Raw genomic sequence first — 18,271 nt, 5'->3', positions numbered from 1 at the left:
ACTACGACGTACCGGAGGTGTGGCGCGGCTACGCGGACGATGTGCGGGGGCAGGCCCTGCCGTGCGACCACTACCTGCCCGAGGAGGCGCCGGACGAGACGCTGCGCCACCTGCGGACGTTCCTCGCGGACTACGGCAGCGCCTGATCCGGCGGCGCCTGGTCCGACCTGCCCCGGCAGCGCCTGATCCGGCGGCGCCTGGTCCGACCTGCCCCGGCAGCGGCTGGCCCGGCGCCGTCCCATGGCGTCACGGTGCCGTCTGGACGTCCTGCTTCCGCGCGCCCGTCTCCTCGGCCGGTTCGGCGCCCCCGCGCGTCTCCCGCGCCAGTGCCACCGTGACCACGGTGAGCGCGCTCATCAGGGCGATGAAGACGACCACGCCCGTGACGCTGTGGTCGAACCAGAGCAGCAGTGCGGACGCGAGCATCGGGGCGAGGCCGCCGGTGAGCACGGTGCCGATGTTGTTGGCGATGCCGACCGCGCTGAACCGGACCGTGGTGTCGAAGAGTTCGGCGAAGAAGGCGGGCTGGGAGCCGAGGACGGCGGACTGGCCGATGCCCAGGGTGATGAAGAGCGCGAGCCAGATGCCCCAGGTGTGTCCGCCGTCGATCACCGCGAAGAACGGCCAGGCGGCGGCCAGCAGCACCAGGGCTCCGCCGATCGAGACCGGGCGGCGGCCGATGCGGTCGGAGAGCGCGCCGAAGGCGGGCACCGTCACCAGCTTCACGGCCGCGACCAGCGAGATGCCGGTAAGGAGTGCGCCGGTCGACAGTCCGCGGTCCTCGGCGTAGGTGACCGAGAAGGTGCCGAAGACGTAGTAGCCCGCGTTCTCGGCGGCGCCCGCGCCGATCACGATGAGCATCTCCTTGGGATAGCGGCGCCAGGCGGCGACGCAGCGGCTCTCGGCGATCCGCTGCCGCAGCGGGCGCGGCGGCGTCGCGGCGGCGGGGCCCGCCCCCTGGACCTGCTTGACCCCCTGGACCTGCCGCACCTGCTGGAATTCGGCGGTCTCCGGCAGCGAGCGGCGCACCCAGAGGCCGAAGAAGGTCAGTCCCGCGCTGAGCAGGAAGGGGATCCGCCAGCCCCAGGCGAGGAAGGCGTCCTCGGACAGCAGCCCGGTGGTGAGCGCGAAGGCGCCGGTGGACAGGAGGGTGCCGGTGCCGGTGCCGATCGCGGGCAGTGAGGTGAGCAGACCGCGCCACTTGGGCGGGGCGTTCTCGAAGAGGATGATCAGCGCGCCGGTCTTCTCGCCGCCCGCGGCGAAGCCCTGGACGAAGCGGAGCAGGGTCAGCAGCACCGGCGCGGCGGCGCCGATCTGCGCATGGGTGGGCAGCAGTCCGATGGCCGTGGTGGCGAGCCCCATCATCAGCAGGGTGGCCACCAGTACGCCCTTACGGCCCTGGGTGTCGCCCCGCTCGCCGAAGTAGGCGCCGCCCAGGGGCCGGGCGAGGAAGCCGATGGCGAAGGTGCCGTAGGCGAGGACCGTGCCGACCAGCGGATCGCTGTCCGGGAAGTAGACCTTGTTGAAGACCAGGGCGGCCGCGGTGCCGTAGAGGGCGAAGTCGTACCACTCCACCGTGGTGCCGAAGACGGCGGCGAGGGCGACCTTGGGCTGGAAGACCGGCCTTCTGGTGGCGGAACTGCCGGTTTGCGTCATGGGGACTCCCTTGTCACCGTGGATCGAATGGATCGAGTACCACTGTGTGGTTCGCTTGTGTCGCTTGGTGGTTCGGTGATGTTATGGAGGCACCCACCCCATGGCAAGGGGTCACGCCCTGATTCGCGCTGGAGGTCAGCCCTTGAGCACGCCCGCCCCCGCCGCCCCACCACCCCTGCTCGACGGCATCCGGGTCCTGGATCTGACCAATGTCCTGGCCGGGCCCTTCGCCGGATATCAGCTCGCCCTGCACGGCGCCGACGTCCTCAAGGTCGAGCTGCCGGGGGCCGGGGACCTGGCGCGCCAACTGGGCGCCGACCGGCAGCTCGGCGAGGATCTGCTGGGCGCGTCGTTCCTCGCCCAGAACGCCGGTAAGCGTTCGCTGACCCTGAACCTCAAGGAGGAGAAGGGGCGCGAGGCCCTGCTGCGTGCGGTGCGGGAGTCCGATGTCCTCCTCGAGAACTTCCGCCCCGGGGTGATGGACCGCCTGGGCGTCGGCCGGGAGGTCCTCATGCGGGAGAACCCGCGGCTGATCTACTGCGCCGTCTCCGGTTTCGGCCAGACCGGACCGCTGCGCGCCCGGCCCGCCTACGACCAGATCGTGCAGGGCCTCTCCGGCATGATGAGCGTGACCGGCACCCCCGAGGTCAGCCCGCTGCGGGCCGGGTTCCCGGTCGCCGACACGCTGGGCGGCATGGCCGCCGCCTTCGCCGTGGCGGCGGCGCTGGTGCGCCGGGAGCGCACCGGGAGCGGCGCGTATCTGGACGTCTCCATGCTGGAGGCCGCGCTCACCGCGATGGGCTGGGTGACCTCCAACTATCTGATCACCGGCCGCCCGCCGCGCCCCATGGGCAACGAGAACTTCACCGCCGCGCCGTCGGGGACGTTCCGCACCGCGGACGGATACCTCAACATCGCGGCCAACCGCCAGCAGCAGTTCGCCACCCTGTGCCGTCTCATCGGCCGTGCGGAACTGCCGGCGGACGAGCGGTTCGCGCATCCCGCGGACCGCAAGGCCCACCGCGACGAGCTGCGCGCCGAGATCGAGAAGGGGCTGGCCGAGCGGACCGCCGGGGAGTGGGAGGAGATCCTCGCCGACGCCGGGGTGCCGGCCGCGCGGGTGCTGTCCGTACCCGACGCGCTGGGCCTGGAGCAGCTCGCGGAACGGGACTTCGTCCGCACACTGCCCTTCCCGGACGGGCGCGAGCGCGAGCTGCGCGTCCTGGGCAGCCCGTTCCGGGTCGACGGCGAACCGGCGGCCGCCACCGCCCCGCCGCCGCTGCTGGGCCAGCACACCGAGCAGGTCCTGGCCGAACTCGGCTACGGCCCCGAGGAGATCGACGCGATGAGGGAGCGTGGTGCGATATGACCCGCCGGTCCGCAGATCAGGAGCCCGAGACGGCTCCGCGGGACGTCACGACTTCCCGGGGCGTCACGACTTCCCAGGACGTCACGACTTCCCGGGGCGTCACGACTTCCCAGGACGTCATTGATTCGCGGGAGGTCACCGACTGGTGGGCCACCGCCGTCAGCCGCATCCGGCCCGGCGAGATCCTGCTGCGCGGCTACCCCGTCGAGCAGTTGATCGGCCAGATGTCCTTCGCCGAGACCATCTGGCTGATGCTGCGCGGCGAGCTGCCCAGCCGGATCCAGGGCCGGTTGCTGGAGGCCGCGCTCGTCGCCGCCGTCGACCACGGGCCCCAGGCCCCGTCGATCGCCGCCGCCCGGATGGCGGCCACCTGCGGCGTGGGCCTGAACAACGCGGTGGCCACCGGGGTGAACCTCCTGGGGGACGTCCACGGCGGGGCCGGTCAGCAGTGCATGCGGGTACTGGCCGAGCTGGAACGGGCCGTGGCCGAGGGGGCGGACATCGACGAGGCCGCGAAGAATCTGGTGGCGGAGCACCGTGCCACGGGCTCCCATATCCCCGGATTCGGCCACCGGTTCCACCCGTACGATCCGCGCCGCACCCCGCTGCTCGACCTGGTGGGCGCGGCGGTGGCGGACGGTGCGGCGCCGGGCTGGGCGCTGCGCGCCGGGACGGCCCTGGAACGGGCGCTGGCGGAGGGACGCGGCCGTCCCGTGCCGATGAACATCGACGGCGCCACCGCCATCGTCTACAGCGAACTCGGCTTTCCGCCCGAGCTGGGACGCGGGCTGTTCGTGCTCTCCCGCAGCGTGGGCATCCTCTCCCACGCCTGGGAGGAGAAGTCCGGTGGGGTCAGGATCAAGGGCCCCATTCCCCGGCGGCTGTTGCCCTCCTACCGGGGCCCGGCCCCCCGGGACCTCATCCGGCCGGAGGGAGGGAAGGCCGAGGAAGGCGCAGGGCGCGCGGATAGCGCGTGAGCGTCAGCCGCTCTCGCCGAGGAACCGCAGCTCCGACAGCCGCCTCGCGGCCTCCGCCAGCGCCGGGCGGAACGACTCGACGCGCTCCTCGGTGAAGCGGCTGGTGGGGCCGCCGAGCCCCACCGCGGCGACGACCTGCCCGGCCGCGTCGGTGACGGGGGCGGCCACGGCGGACACCCCGTCCTCGCGCTCGCCGTGGCTGACCGCCCAGCCCCGCTGCGCGGCGAGGCGCGCCCGTTCGGCCAGGTCGGAGGCGAAGTCGGGGTCGCGCCCGGCGGCCGAGGCCACCCGGCTCAGGGTCCGGGGCGAGCCGCCGATGAGCAGGACATGCCCGGAGGCACCGGCCCACAGGGGCATCTCCTCGCCGATGCGCACCACATGGCGCAGTTGCTGGGTGCCCTCGTGCTGGGCCACGCACACCCGGGAGGCCCCCTGGCGGATGTAGATCCGCGAGGATTCGCCGCCGGACCGTACCGAGAGGACGCGCAGGCACTCCACCGCCTCCGGGGGCAGCCGCCAGGCGTCCTGGGCGAGCGACGCCCAGCGCAGCAGGCCCGCACCGGGGGTGAGCCGGCCGTCCCCCCGGCTCCACAGCAGCCCGCGCTGCTCCAGCGTGGCCACCAGTCGCACCACGGTGGACTTGGCCAGTCCGGTGGCGTCGGTCAACTCCCGTACGCTGCGGGAGCGGTGGGACTCGTCGAACAGGGCGAGCAGATCCAGTGCGCGCAGTACACTCCGTACTCCCTCGCCGCCCTCTCCGGCTGCCGTCGCCATTGCCCGTCCTCCTCGCCGCACCACACGTAAAACCATCCAACGGTGCGACAGTACCACCAGGTGGTTCGCGCTAGGCCGGGATGACGGTGACCAGGTCGGCGGGCATCCGGGCCCGCAGATCGTCCCACTCGCCCTCGCTGATATGGCGTTGGAGGGTCGCCAGGACGGTGTGCACGAGCTGCTCGATATCGCCCTGGATCGAGTACGGGAAGTCGTGCCGGATCCGCCGGTAGAACTCCTCGCTGTGCATCTTCACCGGCGTCTCCGCCGGTCTCCACCCCTCGTAGTAGATGCCGCGCACCAGCATCGGAAGCTGCGCGCCGAACTGGACGGCCTCGTCCACCGTCAGCCGGTCCCGCAACTGGTGCAGGACCGTGCGCAGGGCGGCGTAGGACTGTTTGCGGCGCTCCTTGGGCCAGCCGTACGCGTCCTCGATCTCCTTGAGGAGCCGGTTGGTCTTGTCGACCGTCGTGTCGAAGGAGGCAAAGCCTGTGGCAACCATGGTGTTCGTCCTCCGGTCGGGGGTCAGATGGAGCGGCCGCTCGGGTGAGTGGGGCCGCTCGGGTGGGTGGGATCGCTCGGATGGGTGGCGCCGCTCGGATGGGTGGGCACGGCGGCGGTGCGGGCGAGGCGGTCATGGACGTGGTGGATGGCCATCGCCCCCTCGCCGGCCGCCGAGGCCACCCGCTTGACCGAGCCGCTGCGCACATCACCGGCGGCGAAGACCCCCGGCAGCGTGGTCTCCAGGCTCAGACAGCCGCGGCCGGGGCCCTCCCGGACACTGTGGGCCGCCCGGGCCTCGGCCTCGTCGCCGGTGAGCACGAAACCCCGGTCGTCCAGGGCCAGGACGCCGGTGAGCCAGTCGGTGCAGGGCTTGGCCCCGATGAAGACGAACAGGGCGCAGGCGTCCAGGGTGCGGCGCTCCCCGGTGCGGAGGTGCTCCACCACGATCGTCCGCAGCGCGTCCTCGCCGCGCACCTCGCGCAGCTCGCTGTCCAGCACCACGCTCACCCGCGGATGGCGCTCGATCTGGTCGACCAGATAGCGGGACATCCGGGCGCCCAGATCCGAGCCCCTGACCAGCAGATGCACCCGGGGCACCCATGCGGCGAGGAAGAGCGACGCCTGGCCCGCGGAGTTGCCGCCGCCGACCACGGCGACGGGGGCCGCGTAGTAGACGCTCGTCCGCTCCAGCCGCTCCATGCCGGGGACGTCGAGGCGGCGGTAATGGGCGCCGGTGGCCAGGACGACGGTACGGCACAGCGTTTCGCTGCCGTCGGCGAAGGTGACGCGGTAGTGGCCGTGGCCCGGTTCGAGGGAGGTCGCCTCCGCCGGGATCCGCACCTGCGTCCCGAATTTGCGCGCCTGGAGCATGCCCCGCTCGGCGAGTTCCGAGCCGGGGATCCCGGCCGGGAAGCCGAAGTAGTTCTCGATCAGGGACGTGGTGCCCGCCTGGCCGCCGGGGGCCACCGTGTCCACGACCGTGGTGGTCAGCCCGTCGGAGGAGCCGTAGACGGCGGCGGCGATCCCGGCCGGGCCGGAGCCGACGACCAGCAGATCGCAGTGGCTGTGCGGGGTCGTCGGCGGGGAGAGGCCGATGAGCCGGGCCAGTTCGGCGTTGCCGGGGTTGCGCAGTACGTGGTGCTCGCGCCAGATGATGATCGGGGTGTCCTCCGGCCTGACCGAGACGCGGCGCAGCAGCGCCTCGGCCTCCTGGTCCGCCTCCAGGTCGATCCAGCGGTGCGGCAGCCGGTTGCGGGCCGCGAACTCGCGCAGCCGCCGGGTGTCGGGCGAGTAGCGCGAGCCGAGGATGCGGAAGCCGGCGCCGCCCCCGACCAACTGGGCGCGGCGGCCCAGATAGGCGCGGAGGACGAGGTTGCCGAGGCAGGGGTCACGGGCCAGCAGCGCCCGCAGCCGGTCCACCGGGAGGGCCAGCACCTCCCCGGCCTCCTGGGCATGGGCGGTGTAGAAGGCCACCTGCCCCTGGAGCAGGCTCAGTTCGCCGAGGAAGCGCCCCGGGCCGTGCACCCTCAGGAGCTGCTCGTCCGGGGTGCCGCGGTACGCGGTGATCGCGACCGAGCCGCTGAGGACGACGAAGAAGTCCGGGGGCGGGCCGCCGTCGTGGATGAGCACCTCACCGGGCATCACGGAGCGGCGGGTGCCGTGCCCGGAGAGATAGGCGATCTGCTGGTCCGTCAGCCGCGGATAGGCGCCGTGGATATTCGGCGTCTCGTCCGGTACGGCTCCCTCGGGTACGGCGTCCTCCGGTACCCCGTCCGGTACGGCCTTCTCCGGTACGGCGCCCCGGCCCCGGTCCTCGTCCGTCATCACATCAGGCCATGGCCTCGTGGGCGTAGCACCACCGCCAGGTCTCGCCCGCTTCCATGGGCTGGACGATCGGGTGCTGTTCGGCGTACGCGTGCGAACGGGCGTGCTTGAGCGGCGAGGAGTCGCAGCACCCGACGTGTCCGCAGGTCAGGCAGAGCCGCAGATGGACCCAGGGGGACCCCAGGCGCAGGCACTCCTCGCACCCCTCGGGGGTGCTCGGGGTGACGTCGTGCACCATCGACAGGTGCGGATCGGGCTCGATGGCCATGTCGTTCATCCTTTCTGGCGGGGGTCCGGCTCGGCATCGCTCTCACGCGGCCGTTCCGAGTCCCGCGATCTCCGGCTGCCGTTCGTAGGTGACCAGCAGTTCGCCGTCCTGGGCGTCGACTTTGACGGTGGCGCCCTCCTCGACATCGCCGCGCAGCAGGGCGCGGCCGATGAGGGTCTCCACCTCATGGGAGATGAAGCGGCGCAGCGGGCGGGCCCCGTACACCGGGTCATAGCCCTCGTGGGCGATGACCTCGCGGCCGGCCGGGGTCAGCTCGACGGCGATCAGGCGCTCGGCCAGCCGCTTGCGCAGCTCGTCGAACTGAAGTTCCACGATCCGTTCGATCTGGGGCTCGCCGAGCGGCTTGAACAGCACGATGTCATCGACCCGGTTGAGGAACTCGGGGCGGAAGTGGCCGCGCAGTTCGCTCATCACCAGGCCCCGGGCGTCCGGCTTGAGCTCGCCGTCGGAGGTGACGCCGTCCAGCAGATACATCGAGCCGATGTTGGAGGTCATGATGATCACGGTGTTGCGGAAGTCCACCAGCCGCCCCTGGGCGTCGGTGATCCGGCCGTCGTCCAGGACCTGGAGCAGGGTGTTGAAGACATCGGCGTGCGCCTTCTCGATCTCGTCGAAGAGCACCACCGAGTACGGTTTGCGCCGCACCGCCTCGGTGAGCTGGCCGCCCTCCTCGTAGCCGATGTATCCGGGAGGGGCGCCGACCAGCCGGCTGACCGTGTGCCGCTCCTGGTACTCGCTCATGTCCAGCCGGATCATGTTCTCCTCGGTGTCGAAGAGCGCGGCGGCCAGTGCCTTGGCCAGCTCGGTCTTTCCGACGCCGGTGGGGCCGAGGAAGATGAACGAGCCGATCGGGCGGCGCGGGTCCCGGATGCCCGAGCGGGCCCGGATGATGGCGTCGGAGACCAGCTTGACCGCCTCGTCCTGGCCGATCACCCGCTCCTGGAGGATCTCGTCCAGGCGCAGCAGCTTCTCCCGCTCGCCCTCCTGGAGCCGGGAGACCGGGATGCCGGTCCAGGCGGAGACGATGTCGGCGATCTCCTCCTCGGTGACCACCTCGCGCAGCAGCCGGTGCGCACCCTGCTTGGCGGCCAGTTGCTCCTCCTCGGCGGCCAGCTTGCGCTCCAGCTCCTGGAGTCTGCCGTAGCGCAGTTCGGCGGCGCGGCCCAGGTCGTAGGCGCGCTCGGCCTCCTCGGCCGCGCGGCGCACCTCCTCCAGCTCCCGGCGCAGGTCCTGCACCCGGCGGATGGACTGCCGTTCGGCCTCCCACTGGGCGTGCTTGGCGTCGGCCTCGGCGCGCAGATCGGCCAGTTCGCGGCGGAGCTCCTCCAGGCGCTGGCGGCTGGCCGGGTCGGTCTCCTTGGCGAGCGCGGCCTCCTCGATCTCCAGCCGGGTGACCCGGCGGGTGGTCTCGTCCAGTTCGGCGGGCATGGAGTCGATCTCGGTACGCAGCCGGGCGCATGCCTCGTCCACCAGGTCGATGGCCTTGTCCGGCAGGAACCGGTCGCTGATGTAGCGGTGGCTGAGGGTGGCGGCGGAGACCAGGGCGGTGTCCTGGATCTTGACGCCGTGGAAGACCTCGAGACGCTCGCGCAGGCCCCGCAGGATGGAGATGGTGTCCTCCACGCTCGGCTCCGCCACCAGCACCATCTGGAAGCGGCGCTCCAGCGCGGCGTCCTTCTCGATGTGCTTGCGGTACTCGTCCAGGGTGGTGGCGCCGATCATGTGCAGCTCACCGCGGGCCAGCATGGGCTTGAGCATGTTCCCGGCGTCCATGGCGCCTTCGGCGGCCCCGGCGCCGACCACGGTGTGCAGCTCGTCCACGAACAGCAGGATCCGGCCCTGGGCGGAGTTGACCTCGGTGAGCACGGCCTTGAGCCGCTCCTCGAACTCGCCGCGGTACTTCGCGCCGGCCACCAGGGAGCCCATGTCCAGGGCGAAGATGGTCTTCTCCCGCAGCCCCTCGGGGACGTCGCCGCGGACGATGCGCTGGGCCAGGCCCTCGACGATGGCGGTCTTGCCGACGCCGGGGTCGCCGATGAGCACCGGGTTGTTCTTCGTCTTGCGGCTGAGGATCTGGGTCACCCGGCGGATCTCGGCGTCCCGGCCGATCACCGGGTCCAGCTTGCCCGAACGGGCCTCCAGCACCAGATCCCGGCCGTACTTCTCCAGCGCCTCGTACGCCACCTCGGGGTTGGCGGAGGTGACCCGCTGGCTGCCGCGGACCTGGGTGAGGGCGTGTCGGAACGACTCCTGGGTGATGCCGTGCTCCTTGAGCACCCGCCCGGCCGCGGTGCCGGACCCCTCCTCGGTGAGCGCGAGCACCAGGTGCTCCACCGAGACGTACTCGTCCTTCAGCCGCTTGGCCTCCTGTTCGGCGGCGTCCAGCAGATGGGAGAGCCGCTGGGTGGCGAAGACCTGCCCCGGTGCGGCCCCGGGGCCGGTGACTCTAGGCTTACGGGCCACCTGCGCCTCCAGCATGGTGCGCACCGCCTCCGGATCGGCGCCCAACTGGCCGATCAGCCGGGGCGTCAGCCCGTCGGGCTGGTCGAGGAGGGCCAGCAGCAGATGCTCGCCGTCGACCTCGGTGTGGCCGTACCGCTGGGCCCTGGTCTGGGCGTCCTGGAGGGCTTCCTGGGACTTCTGGGTGAGGCGGTTCATGTCCATGGCGGTTCTTCACTCCTCGCGCCACTGCGGCGCAGTGCGGCTTCGAGCAGGCTGATGCGGTCGAGCAGATCGAGCACCAGACCGATGGAGGCGTAGTTGAGGCAGAGCCCGGTGTGCAGCCGCTCGACGCGGCCCAGCGCCGCCGGGGCGCCCGGGGCGAACACCAGCCGCCCCGCGGCGTCGCGCTCCGCGTCGACCAGGCCGAGGGCGACGAAGCGCCGGATCAGTTCGGGGTGCAGCCCGGTGCGGCTGGCCACGGTCTCCAGGGTCAGCCTGCGCGCGGGCACCAGCTCGTAGTGGACCGACGTCACGGGCGCGTACCGGGTGACCGTGACGGTTCCTCGTGCGTGGCTGTTCATCGCTCCCTCCTGGGGTCGAAGGAGGAGGTACGGCCCAGCTCCTCGAACAGCTCCCGCTCCCGGTCGCCGAGGCCGGGCGGCACCATGACGCGGATCTCGGCGTAGAAGTCGCCGTCCGGACCACGGGGGTTGGGTATGCCCTCGCCGCGCAGCCGCAGCTTGCGGCCACTGGAGGACCCGGGCGGGACCGTCACCTTGGCGGTGCCGCCGGGCGTGGGCACCGGGACGGTCGCGCCGAGCGCGGCCTCCCAGGGGGCCACCGGGAGCGTCACATGGATGTTCCGGCCGTCCAGCCGGAACCGCGGATGGGGCTGGATCCGCACCCGTAGATACAGATCCCCGGCCGGTGCGTCACCAGTGCCCCGGCCGCCCTGCCCGGCCAGCCGGATGCGCTGCCCGTCGACGACGCCCGGCGGGACGTTCACCTCGAAGGTGCGCTGCTGCCCCGAGGCCCCGGCCAGGGTGACGCCGCGGCGGCCACCGTGGAAGGCGTCCTCCACGGTGAGCGGCAGCTCCGCCTCCTGGTCGGCCCCCGGGATGTCGACCCGTCCGGCGCCCCCCGGCCCCGCGCCGCCGCCGAAGAACGCGCCGAACAGATCCTCGAAGTCCACACCCTCGCCCCCGGCGTCCTCGCCGAAGCCACGGGTGAACCGCACCCGGCCGCCGTCGCCGGCGGTCGTCCAGCCGTGGAAGCCGCCGCCCGCGGCACCGGCGCCGACGCGCTCCTCCCAGTCCTCGGGGATCTTGCGGAAGTCCTCGCCGAACCGGTCGTAGCGGGCCCGGGTGGCGGGGTCGGAGAGCACGCTGTAGGCGTCGTTGAGCTCCTTGAACCGCTCCTCCGCGCCCGGGTCCTTGTTCACATCGGGGTGATGGCGGCGGGCCTGGGTGCGGAACGCCTGCTGGATCTCGTCCTGGCTCGCACCCCGTGAGACACCGAGCACCTCGTAGTAGTCCCGTGCCATGGCCGGCTCACTCCCGCTTCGCCACGGCCACGGCCACCGGCCTGAGTTGGTTGCCGGGATCCCCGTAGCCGGGGCGCAGCACCCGGACCACGGTGCCCGGTTCGGCCTCGGGGTCCTCGATCACCCCGAGCACCTCGTGCCGGGCCGGGTCGAACGGCACGCCCGTCTCGGCCCGCCGCTCGTAGCCCAACTGGGCCAGGGTGTTCACGGCCTGGTCGCGGATGGCCTTGACGCCCTCCACGATCGAGCCGGGGTCGGCCTCGGCGTGGGACAGGGCGAGTTCGAGGTTGTCGATGACGGGCAGCAGGGCCGCCGCCGTACGGGCCCGCTCGGCGGCCCGCTCCCGCTCCAGCTCCCTGGTGTGGCGCTTGCGCAGATTCTCCAGATCGGCCAGGGCCCGGCGCCAGCGGTCGTCCAGCTCCGCCAGCGCGGCGGCCTGCTCGTCGGATTCGGTGTCGGCGGGGCCGCCGGCCGCGTCCGGGCCGGGGCCCTCCCCGCCCGCGCCGGGCGCCTGAGCGGTGCCCGGGGCGGGCAGGTCCCGCTCCTGCTCCGGCTCCTGCTCCGGCTCCGTCACGGCGCCTTCCGGCACCGGTTCGGGCTGCTGCGGTTGAGTGGACATGGCGGCCTCTCCGTCAGCCTTCCGCTGCCTTCCTCTTGCTTCTGCCTTCCGCTGCCTTCGCCGTATCGGCCGGGCCGGTCGTATCGGCCGGGTCCGTCGTACGGGGCCTTTCGGTCAGCCCTTGTCGAAGTCGGCGTCGATGACGTCCTCGTCGCCTCCACCGCCCCCGGCCCCACCGGCGCCCGCCCCACCGGAGCCCGCGCCCGGACCGGCACCGGCACCGGCCGTCTCATGCGAGGCCAGGCCCGCGTAGACCTGCTGGAGCTCGGAGACCAGCGGCCTGGTCCGGTCGACACCGGCCTCGTTCCTGACCGCCTCGCGGGCGTCGTTCACCAGCAGCTCGGCGCGCGACCGCTCATGGGAGGGCGCCGCCTCTCCCAGGTCGGCAAGGCGCTTCTCGACCTGGTAGGCGACGGCGTCCAGTTCATTGCGCGCGTCCACGGCCTCGCGCAGCGCCTGGTCCTCGCCGCGGTTGCGCTCGGCCTCCTGGACCATGCGGTCGACCTCGCCGCGATCGAGATTGCCGGTCTCGCTGATCTGGACGGACTGCTCCTTGCCGGTGTCCTGGTCGCGGGCCGTGACATTGAGGATGCCGTTCGCGTCGATGTCGAAGGTCACCTCCACCTGCGGTTCGCCACGCGGCGCCGGGCGGATGCCGGTGAGCTGGAAGCGGCCGAGCACCCGGTTGTCGGCGGCCCGCTCCCGCTCGCCCTGGAGGATCACGATGTCGACGGCCTGCTGGTTGTCCTCGGCCGTGGAGAAGGTCTCGGTGCGGCGCACCGGGATGGTGGTGTTCCGGTCGATGATCTTCGTCATGACGCCGCCGCGGGTCTCGACGCCCAGCGACAGCGGGGTGACATCGAGCAGCAGAACGTCCTTGACCTCGCCCTTGAGCACCCCGGCCTGGATCGCGGCGCCCAGGGCCACGACCTCGTCGGGGTTGACGCTCATATTGGGCTCCTTGCCGCCGGTCAGCCGGCGGACCAGGGCCTGGACGGCGGGCATCCGGGTCGAGCCGCCGACCAGGATCACCTCGTCGATGTCCATCTCGCCCGCCTTGGCATCGGCCATGGCCTGCTGCACCGGGCCCAGACAGCGCTCCACCAGATCGGCGGTGAGGTGCTCGAAGGTGGACCGCATCACGGTCTCGGTCAGATGCTTGGGACCGGCGGCGTCCGCCGTGATGAACGGCAGACTGACCTGGGTCTGGGTCACCGAGCTCAGCTCGGTCTTGGCCTTCTCCGCGGCCTCGAAGAGCCGCTGGAGTGCCTGCGGGTCCTGGCGCAGGTCGATGCCGTTCTCCTGATGGAACTTGTCGGCGAGGTGGTCGACCAGCCGGCGGTCGAAGTCGTCGCCGCCCAGATGGCTGTCGCCCGCGGTGGAGCGGACCTCCACCACCCCGTCCCCGACGTCGAGGATCGATACGTCGAAGGTGCCGCCGCCGAGGTCGAAGACCAGGACGGTCTCATGGCCCTTCTTGTCCAGGCCGTAGGCGAGGGCGGCCGCGGTCGGCTCGTTGATGATCCGCAGCACGGTCAGCCCGGCGATCTCACCGGCGTCCTTGGTGGCGCTGCGCTGGGCGTCGTTGAAGTACGCGGGCACCGTGATGACCGCCTCGGTGACCCGCTCGCCGAGCTGCTTCCCGGCGTCGTCGGCCAGTTTGCGCAGCACCTGGGCGCTGATCTCCTCCGGCGAGTGCGGCTTCTCGCGCACGCTGAAGCGGGCCAGGCCCTGCTCGTCCGGGACGACGTCGTAGGCCACCGCCATGGCCTCGGCGGACACCTCGTCGTAGTGCCGGCCGATGAACCGCTTGGCCGAGTAGATGGTGCCCTTGGGGTTGAGGATCGCCTGGCGCCGGGCCAACTGCCCGACCAGCCGTTCACCGGTGTCGGTGAAGGCCACCACCGACGGTGTGGTGCGGCTTCCCTCGGAGTTCGGAACGACCGAGGACTCACCGCCTTCCCACACGGCGATCACCGAGTTGGTGGTGCCCAGGTCGATTCCGACTGCCTTGGCCATGGCAACTCCTTCCGGGGCGGCCGTGGGCCGCACTCAGCGCCCGGTCGGCCGCGGGAGCGGGATCGGTTAGCCGGCTCTCTAGACAAATGGTGACAAATCAGACCGCTGCTGGTCCAGCGCCCGGGGGTCGAATATCGGCGTCCCGAGTGCACCCACGGGACAGGGGCCCGTGGACGGGACAGGGGCCCGTGGACGGGACAGGGGTCCGTGGACGGGACAGGGGTCCGTGGTCAGTGCGGGGAGAGATCCTGCTCGACCCAGATCGTCTTGCCGTCCGCGCCCTGCCGGGTGCCCCAGCGTGTCGCCATCTGGGCGACCAGCATCAGACCGCGGCCGCCCTCGTCGAAGACCCGGGCCCGCCGCAGATGGGGCGCGGTGCTGTTGGCGTCGGAGACCTCGCAGATGAGGCCGCGGTCGCGGATCAGCCGCAGCCGGATGGGCGGGCGGCCGTAGCGGATCGCGTTGGTGACCAGCTCGCTGACGATCAGCTCGGTGGTGAAGAGCGTCTCCTCGAGACCCCAGGCCAGCAGTTGCCCGGTGGTGTTCCGGCGGGCCTCGGCGACGGCGGCCGGGTCCGCCGGGATGTCCCAGGTGGTGACCCGGTCGGCGGGGAGCGGCCGGGTGCGGGCGAGGAGCAGCGCGATGTCGTCGTCGGGACTGACCGGGAGCAGGGCCCGCAGGACGTTGTCGCAGAGCGCCTCCAGGGACGGGGCGGGCCGGCTCAGGACCTCGCGCAGGGTCTCCAGCCCCTCGCCGATCTCGCGGTCGCGGCCGTCGATCAGGCCGTTGGTGTACAGGGCGAGCAGACTGCCCTCGGGCAGCTCCGTCTCCATGACCTCGAACGGCAGCCCGCCCAGCCCCAGCGGCGGACCGATGGGCAGATCGAGCGGATCGGCGGCGCCCTCCGGGCCGACCACCAGCGGTGCGGGATGGCCCGCCGCGGCGATGGCGCAGTGGCGGGAGACCGGGTCGTAGACCGCGTACACACAGGTGGCGCCGAACGGGCCGAAGCTCTCCGGCTTCTGGTCCGCGGACAGCCGGGTGACCAGGTCGTCGAGATGGGTCAGCAGCTCACCGGGCGGCAGATCGATATCGGCCAGGATGCGCACGGCGGAGCGCAGCCGCCCCATGGTGGCGGCCGCCTCGACGCCACGGCCCACGACATCGCCGACCACCACGGCGGCGCGGGCGCCGGACAGCGGCATCGCGTCGAACCAGTCGCCGCCCACCCCGGCCCAGGCGCCCGAGGGCAGATAGCGCGAGGCGATCTCCAGCGCCGTCAGATCGGGCAACCCCTGCGGCAGCAGGCTGCGCTGGAGGGTCTCGGCCGTCATGCGTTCCCGCAGATAGCGGCGGGCGTTGTCGACACAGACGGCCGCCCGTGCGGTGAGCTCCTCGGCCAGCATCGTGTCGTCCTCGGTGAAGGGCGCCGGTGTGCGGTGGCGGGCGAAGAGGGCCGTGCCGAGGGTGACCCCGCGGGCCCGCATCGGCGCCACGATCACCGAATGCGCCCCGTGCTCGCGGATCCGGGCGGCCCGGCCGGGGTCCTTGGCCTCCCAGCCGGCCAGCAGGTGCTCGGTCACCTGGTGCCGCGCGGCCCGGCCCTCGATCAGGCACATCGCCGTGGGGGAGTGCTGGGGATGTGTGGCCAGGTCCCCGATGTCGACCAGCGCCTCCGGGGCGCCCTTCAGGACGGACCGGTGGGCCGCGCGCCGCAGGGTGATGGGCTCGCGCAGCGGCCCGGCCGGGGGCTCGTCGCCCCGGTGGAGGAAGGTGAGCAGATCGACGCTGGCGAAGTCGGCGAGCCGGGGGACCGCCACCTCGGCCAGCTCCCGGGCGATCCGGTCCAGGTCCAGGGTGCTGTCCAGCCGCGCCCCCGCCTCGCTGAGCAGCAGCAGCCGCTGCCGGGCCTCCTGCTCGGCGGTGGTGTCGCGGGCCGCGAAGCACACACCGCACAGCCCGCCGGACCGGTCGGTCAGCGGGGCCAGGGAGACCGACCAGGCGTGCTCATGGCTCTCGCCCGGCTCCCGCAGATGTGTCTCCAGTTCGAGCCGTTCGCCGCTCTCCAGTACCTCCCGCATGGCCCGCTCGACCCGCTCGCTCTCGCCGTGGCCCACCAGCTCCGTCAGCCGCAGCCCGCGCATCTGGTCCTCGCTGCGGGCGGTGGCGGCCTGCATATCGGCGTTGGCCCGGGCCAGCCGCAGCTCGGTGTCGAAGAGCGCCAGGACGCACGGGCACTGGGCGAACGCACGGTCCACCGGCGCGCCCCGCTCTTGGGGGAGCGACTCCCGGGGGAACGGGCCATGGGGGAGCGGCTCATCGGGGAGCGGCTCCCGGGGCGCGGCGCAGACCAGCAGCCAGCCCGCGGAGCCATCGCCCACCGGGCCGCGCTGGGCCAGCAGCTCGACCTCCACCCGATGGCCGTCCCGGTGGCACAGCGCGACCCGTCCGCTCCACCGGGGCTCGTCCGCCGGGCACGGCCCGGCGCCGCCCGCGGCGTCCCCGAGCGTCTTCTCCGCGCGCAGCTCGCCCGCCGACCGCCCTACGACGTCCTCGGCGCGATAGCCCAGCAGCCGCCGGGCGCCCTCGCTCCACCCGGTCACCGTGCCGTGGTCGTCGACCGTGGCCGTGGCCAGGTCGGGGGCGCCGGGCGGGGGGTTCGGCCGGACGCGGCGGGTGGCGGGGTCGGGGGGCGTCATCGGATATCGCCTCGACGGCTCAGGGATCCGGCGGTCGCCACTCGATCATCAAAATCGTGGCGTCGTCGCTGAGTCGGCTGTGCCCGTGGTCGAGGATGGCGTGGATGAGCAGCCGGAGCACCTCGGGGGCGTTCTCCCCGGCGGCCGTCGAGCGGATGATGTGGTCGGCGAAGCGCTCCAGGCCGAACTGCTCGCCTGCCTCGTCGCGCGACTCCACGACCCCGTCGGTGTACAGCAGAATCCGGTCGCCGGGCTCCAGGGCCGTCTCATGGATCCGGCGGGGCGCCGCCGACAGCCGCGGGGGCAGTCCCAGCGGTGGTTCGGCGGCGCGCTCCAGCTCCCTGTCCAGCAGCCGCTGGCGGCGGATGACCAGCGGGGTGGGATGGCCGCAGTTGGACCAGCGCAGCGCCCCGCTCGGCATGTGCAGCCGGAGGAAGACGCCCGTGCAGAACTGGTCCGGAAGCCATTTGGCCAGCGCCTCGTCCACGGTGGTGACCAGCTCCGCCAGGTCGGCGCCGGTGCGCCGGGCGTTGCGGCTGCCCGCCATCGCCACGGAGGTGGTCAGCCCGGACGCCAGATCGTGGCCCATGGCGTCGAGGATCGTGGCGTGCAGAACGTCCTCGGTGAACGAGTGGTCGAAGGCATCGCCGCCCAGCTCGTACGCGGGCTCCAGAACGGCCGTCGAGATCACCCGGCCGGTGCCGATCGAGCGTGGCGGGAGGAAGGCCCGCACCATCTCGGTGGGCAGCTCCATGGACCGGGTTCGGGTGCGCCGGGCGAAGGTGTCGATGGAGGTGCGCTTGGACGTGATGACCAGGGAGAGGAGCGAGGCCAGCGTCCGGCAGCGCCAGAGCGTGAGCGCGTCCAGGAAGTCCATCCGCAGCTTCAGCACCCCCAGCCGCTCCGCGCCGTTCAGCAGTGGCAGCCAGACGTCCAGCCCGCCCTCGTTGTCCTCCTTGACCCGCACCGTGCTGGTCCGGTAGGCGAATCCGGCCAGCGAGTCGTCGAGGTCCAGCCGCGGTACGTCCTCGTCGAGCGGGATCAGCAGCCGCTGCTGGAGGTCGATCAGGAAGATGACCGCATGGCCCATGCGCATGGCCGTGGTGTAGCGGTCCAGGGCTTCCGGCAGCTCCGCGGGTGAAGCCTCGTGGGACGCCCGGAGCAGCTCGTCCAGCAACTGCTCAGCGGTCTCGGCCGAGGTCGACACGCTCGCGTCCACCATGCGGTCCACCTTACGGCGGCGGAGCGACCGGCGCCGTGACGATCACGGGAGCGTGGGCACCGGCTCCCGCGCCGACTCGCGCACGGTTTCCCGCATGGTTTCCCGCACTGGCTCCCGCACGGTTTCCCGAACCGGTTCCCGCATGGGGTCCCGGGTGACGGCGGCGGGCTCGCGCAGGGTCTCATCGGATGCGCGGCTCCCCGGTACGGCCGCCTCGCGCACGGAAGCCCGCCGTACGGTCGCGGCGGCCTCCCGTACGGCCACGGCGTCCCCGCGCATATCCGCGCCCGCCTGGGGCGCCCGGGAGAGCAGGACCACCCCGCGGGCGGCCGCC

14 protein-coding genes and 1 pseudogene are annotated in these 18,271 nt (G+C 72.5%); 2 read left to right on the top strand and 13 right to left on the bottom strand.

Features of this window, described 5'->3' with window-relative positions; all coding sequences use genetic code 11:
• Positions 1–246 precede the first annotated feature (246 nt).
• On the bottom strand, positions 247–1,656 hold the full coding sequence (locus tag KN815_RS25515) for an MFS transporter (protein WP_216344262.1): 1,410 nt from the start codon (positions 1,654–1,656) through the stop codon (positions 247–249).
• Between the two features lie 142 nt (positions 1,657–1,798).
• Here KN815_RS25515 and KN815_RS25510 point away from each other — a divergent pair, with 142 nt between their 5' ends.
• Positions 1,799–3,025: a CaiB/BaiF CoA transferase family protein gene (locus KN815_RS25510; protein ID WP_253209237.1), complete on the top strand. Its 1,227-nt coding sequence runs from the start codon at positions 1,799–1,801 to the stop codon at positions 3,023–3,025.
• A complete protein-coding gene (locus KN815_RS25505; protein WP_216344260.1) occupies positions 3,022–4,002 on the top strand; it encodes a citryl-CoA lyase in 981 nt (326 codons plus the stop codon). Before KN815_RS25510 ends, KN815_RS25505 begins: the two co-directional genes overlap by 4 nt.
• Positions 4,003–4,005: 3 nt before the next feature.
• On the opposite strand, the gene KN815_RS25500 is transcribed toward KN815_RS25505, so the two are convergent.
• The 12 genes and pseudogenes from KN815_RS25500 to KN815_RS25445 all read right to left on the bottom strand — a co-directional run.
• Positions 4,006–4,776: an IclR family transcriptional regulator gene (locus KN815_RS25500; RefSeq protein ID WP_216344259.1), complete on the bottom strand. Its 771-nt coding sequence runs from the start codon at positions 4,774–4,776 to the stop codon at positions 4,006–4,008.
• 70 nt (positions 4,777–4,846) lie between these two features.
• A complete protein-coding gene (locus KN815_RS25495) occupies positions 4,847–5,278 on the bottom strand; it encodes a DUF2267 domain-containing protein (protein WP_216344258.1) in 432 nt (143 codons plus the stop codon).
• 23 nt (positions 5,279–5,301) lie between these two features.
• Complete coding sequence (locus tag KN815_RS25490) at positions 5,302–7,104, bottom strand: FAD-dependent oxidoreductase (protein WP_253209236.1); 1,803 nt, start codon at positions 7,102–7,104, stop codon at positions 5,302–5,304.
• Between the two features lie 4 nt (positions 7,105–7,108).
• The gene (locus KN815_RS25485) at positions 7,109–7,372 is read right to left on the bottom strand and encodes a UBP-type zinc finger domain-containing protein (protein WP_216344257.1); all 264 of its coding nucleotides are present in this window, start codon (positions 7,370–7,372) and stop codon (positions 7,109–7,111) included.
• Between the two features lie 42 nt (positions 7,373–7,414).
• On the bottom strand, positions 7,415–10,057 hold the full coding sequence (gene clpB / locus KN815_RS25480) for an ATP-dependent chaperone ClpB (RefSeq protein WP_216344256.1): 2,643 nt from the start codon (positions 10,055–10,057) through the stop codon (positions 7,415–7,417).
• Entirely contained in the window at positions 10,048–10,416 is a 369-nt protein-coding gene (locus tag KN815_RS25475; RefSeq protein ID WP_216344255.1) for a chaperone modulator CbpM, read from the bottom strand. The genes clpB and KN815_RS25475 overlap by 10 nt, the downstream gene beginning before the upstream one ends.
• Complete coding sequence (locus KN815_RS25470) at positions 10,413–11,378, bottom strand: DnaJ C-terminal domain-containing protein (protein WP_216344254.1); 966 nt, start codon at positions 11,376–11,378, stop codon at positions 10,413–10,415. Before KN815_RS25470 ends, KN815_RS25475 begins: the two co-directional genes overlap by 4 nt.
• A 7-nt stretch (positions 11,379–11,385) precedes the next feature.
• Positions 11,386–11,997: a nucleotide exchange factor GrpE gene (locus tag KN815_RS25465; protein ID WP_216344253.1), complete on the bottom strand. Its 612-nt coding sequence runs from the start codon at positions 11,995–11,997 to the stop codon at positions 11,386–11,388.
• A 114-nt stretch (positions 11,998–12,111) separates the two neighbouring features.
• Positions 12,112–14,016 carry a molecular chaperone DnaK gene (dnaK, locus tag KN815_RS25460; RefSeq protein ID WP_216344252.1) on the bottom strand — a complete coding sequence of 635 codons (1,905 nt, stop codon included), beginning with the start codon at positions 14,014–14,016 and terminating at the stop codon, positions 12,112–12,114.
• A gap of 230 nt (positions 14,017–14,246) precedes the next feature.
• Positions 14,247–16,715, bottom strand: coding sequence for a SpoIIE family protein phosphatase (locus tag KN815_RS25455; RefSeq protein ID WP_216344251.1), 2,469 nt, complete (start codon positions 16,713–16,715; stop codon positions 14,247–14,249).
• Positions 16,716–16,734: 19 nt separating this feature from the next.
• Positions 16,735–17,937 (bottom strand): PP2C family protein-serine/threonine phosphatase, encoded by a 1,203-nt coding sequence (locus tag KN815_RS25450; protein WP_216344250.1) that lies wholly within the window; start codon positions 17,935–17,937, stop codon positions 16,735–16,737.
• A gap of 42 nt (positions 17,938–17,979) precedes the next feature.
• Positions 17,980–18,271, bottom strand: a pseudogene (locus KN815_RS25445) (hypothetical protein); the annotation flags it as partial.

Source organism: Streptomyces niphimycinicus, from assembly GCF_018883605.1.
Taxonomy (GTDB): Bacteria; Actinomycetota; Actinomycetes; order Streptomycetales; family Streptomycetaceae; genus Streptomyces; species Streptomyces niphimycinicus.
This window is presented reverse-complemented; position numbering and strand designations above follow the sequence as displayed.

Bases quoted from the DNA above. Each gene is read 5' to 3' on its own strand.
- KN815_RS25515 (WP_216344262.1), bottom strand. From the start codon at position 1,656: ATGACGCAAACCGGCAGTTCCGCCACCAGAAGGCCGGTCTTCCAGCCC.
- KN815_RS25505 (WP_216344260.1), top strand. From the start codon at position 3,022: ATGACCCGCCGGTCCGCAGATCAGGAGCCCGAGACGGCTCCGCGGGAC.
- KN815_RS25500 (WP_216344259.1), bottom strand. From the start codon at position 4,776: ATGGCGACGGCAGCCGGAGAGGGCGGCGAGGGAGTACGGAGTGTACTG.
- KN815_RS25495 (WP_216344258.1), bottom strand. From the start codon at position 5,278: ATGGTTGCCACAGGCTTTGCCTCCTTCGACACGACGGTCGACAAGACC.
- KN815_RS25490 (WP_253209236.1), bottom strand. From the start codon at position 7,104: ATGACGGACGAGGACCGGGGCCGGGGCGCCGTACCGGAGAAGGCCGTA.
- KN815_RS25485 (WP_216344257.1), bottom strand. From the start codon at position 7,372: ATGGCCATCGAGCCCGATCCGCACCTGTCGATGGTGCACGACGTCACC.
- clpB (WP_216344256.1), bottom strand. From the start codon at position 10,057: ATGGACATGAACCGCCTCACCCAGAAGTCCCAGGAAGCCCTCCAGGAC.
- KN815_RS25475 (WP_216344255.1), bottom strand. From the start codon at position 10,416: ATGAACAGCCACGCACGAGGAACCGTCACGGTCACCCGGTACGCGCCC.
- KN815_RS25470 (WP_216344254.1), bottom strand. From the start codon at position 11,378: ATGGCACGGGACTACTACGAGGTGCTCGGTGTCTCACGGGGTGCGAGC.
- KN815_RS25465 (WP_216344253.1), bottom strand. From the start codon at position 11,997: ATGTCCACTCAACCGCAGCAGCCCGAACCGGTGCCGGAAGGCGCCGTG.
- dnaK (WP_216344252.1), bottom strand. From the start codon at position 14,016: ATGGCCAAGGCAGTCGGAATCGACCTGGGCACCACCAACTCGGTGATC.
- KN815_RS25455 (WP_216344251.1), bottom strand. From the start codon at position 16,715: ATGACGCCCCCCGACCCCGCCACCCGCCGCGTCCGGCCGAACCCCCCG.
- KN815_RS25450 (WP_216344250.1), bottom strand. From the start codon at position 17,937: ATGGTGGACGCGAGCGTGTCGACCTCGGCCGAGACCGCTGAGCAGTTG.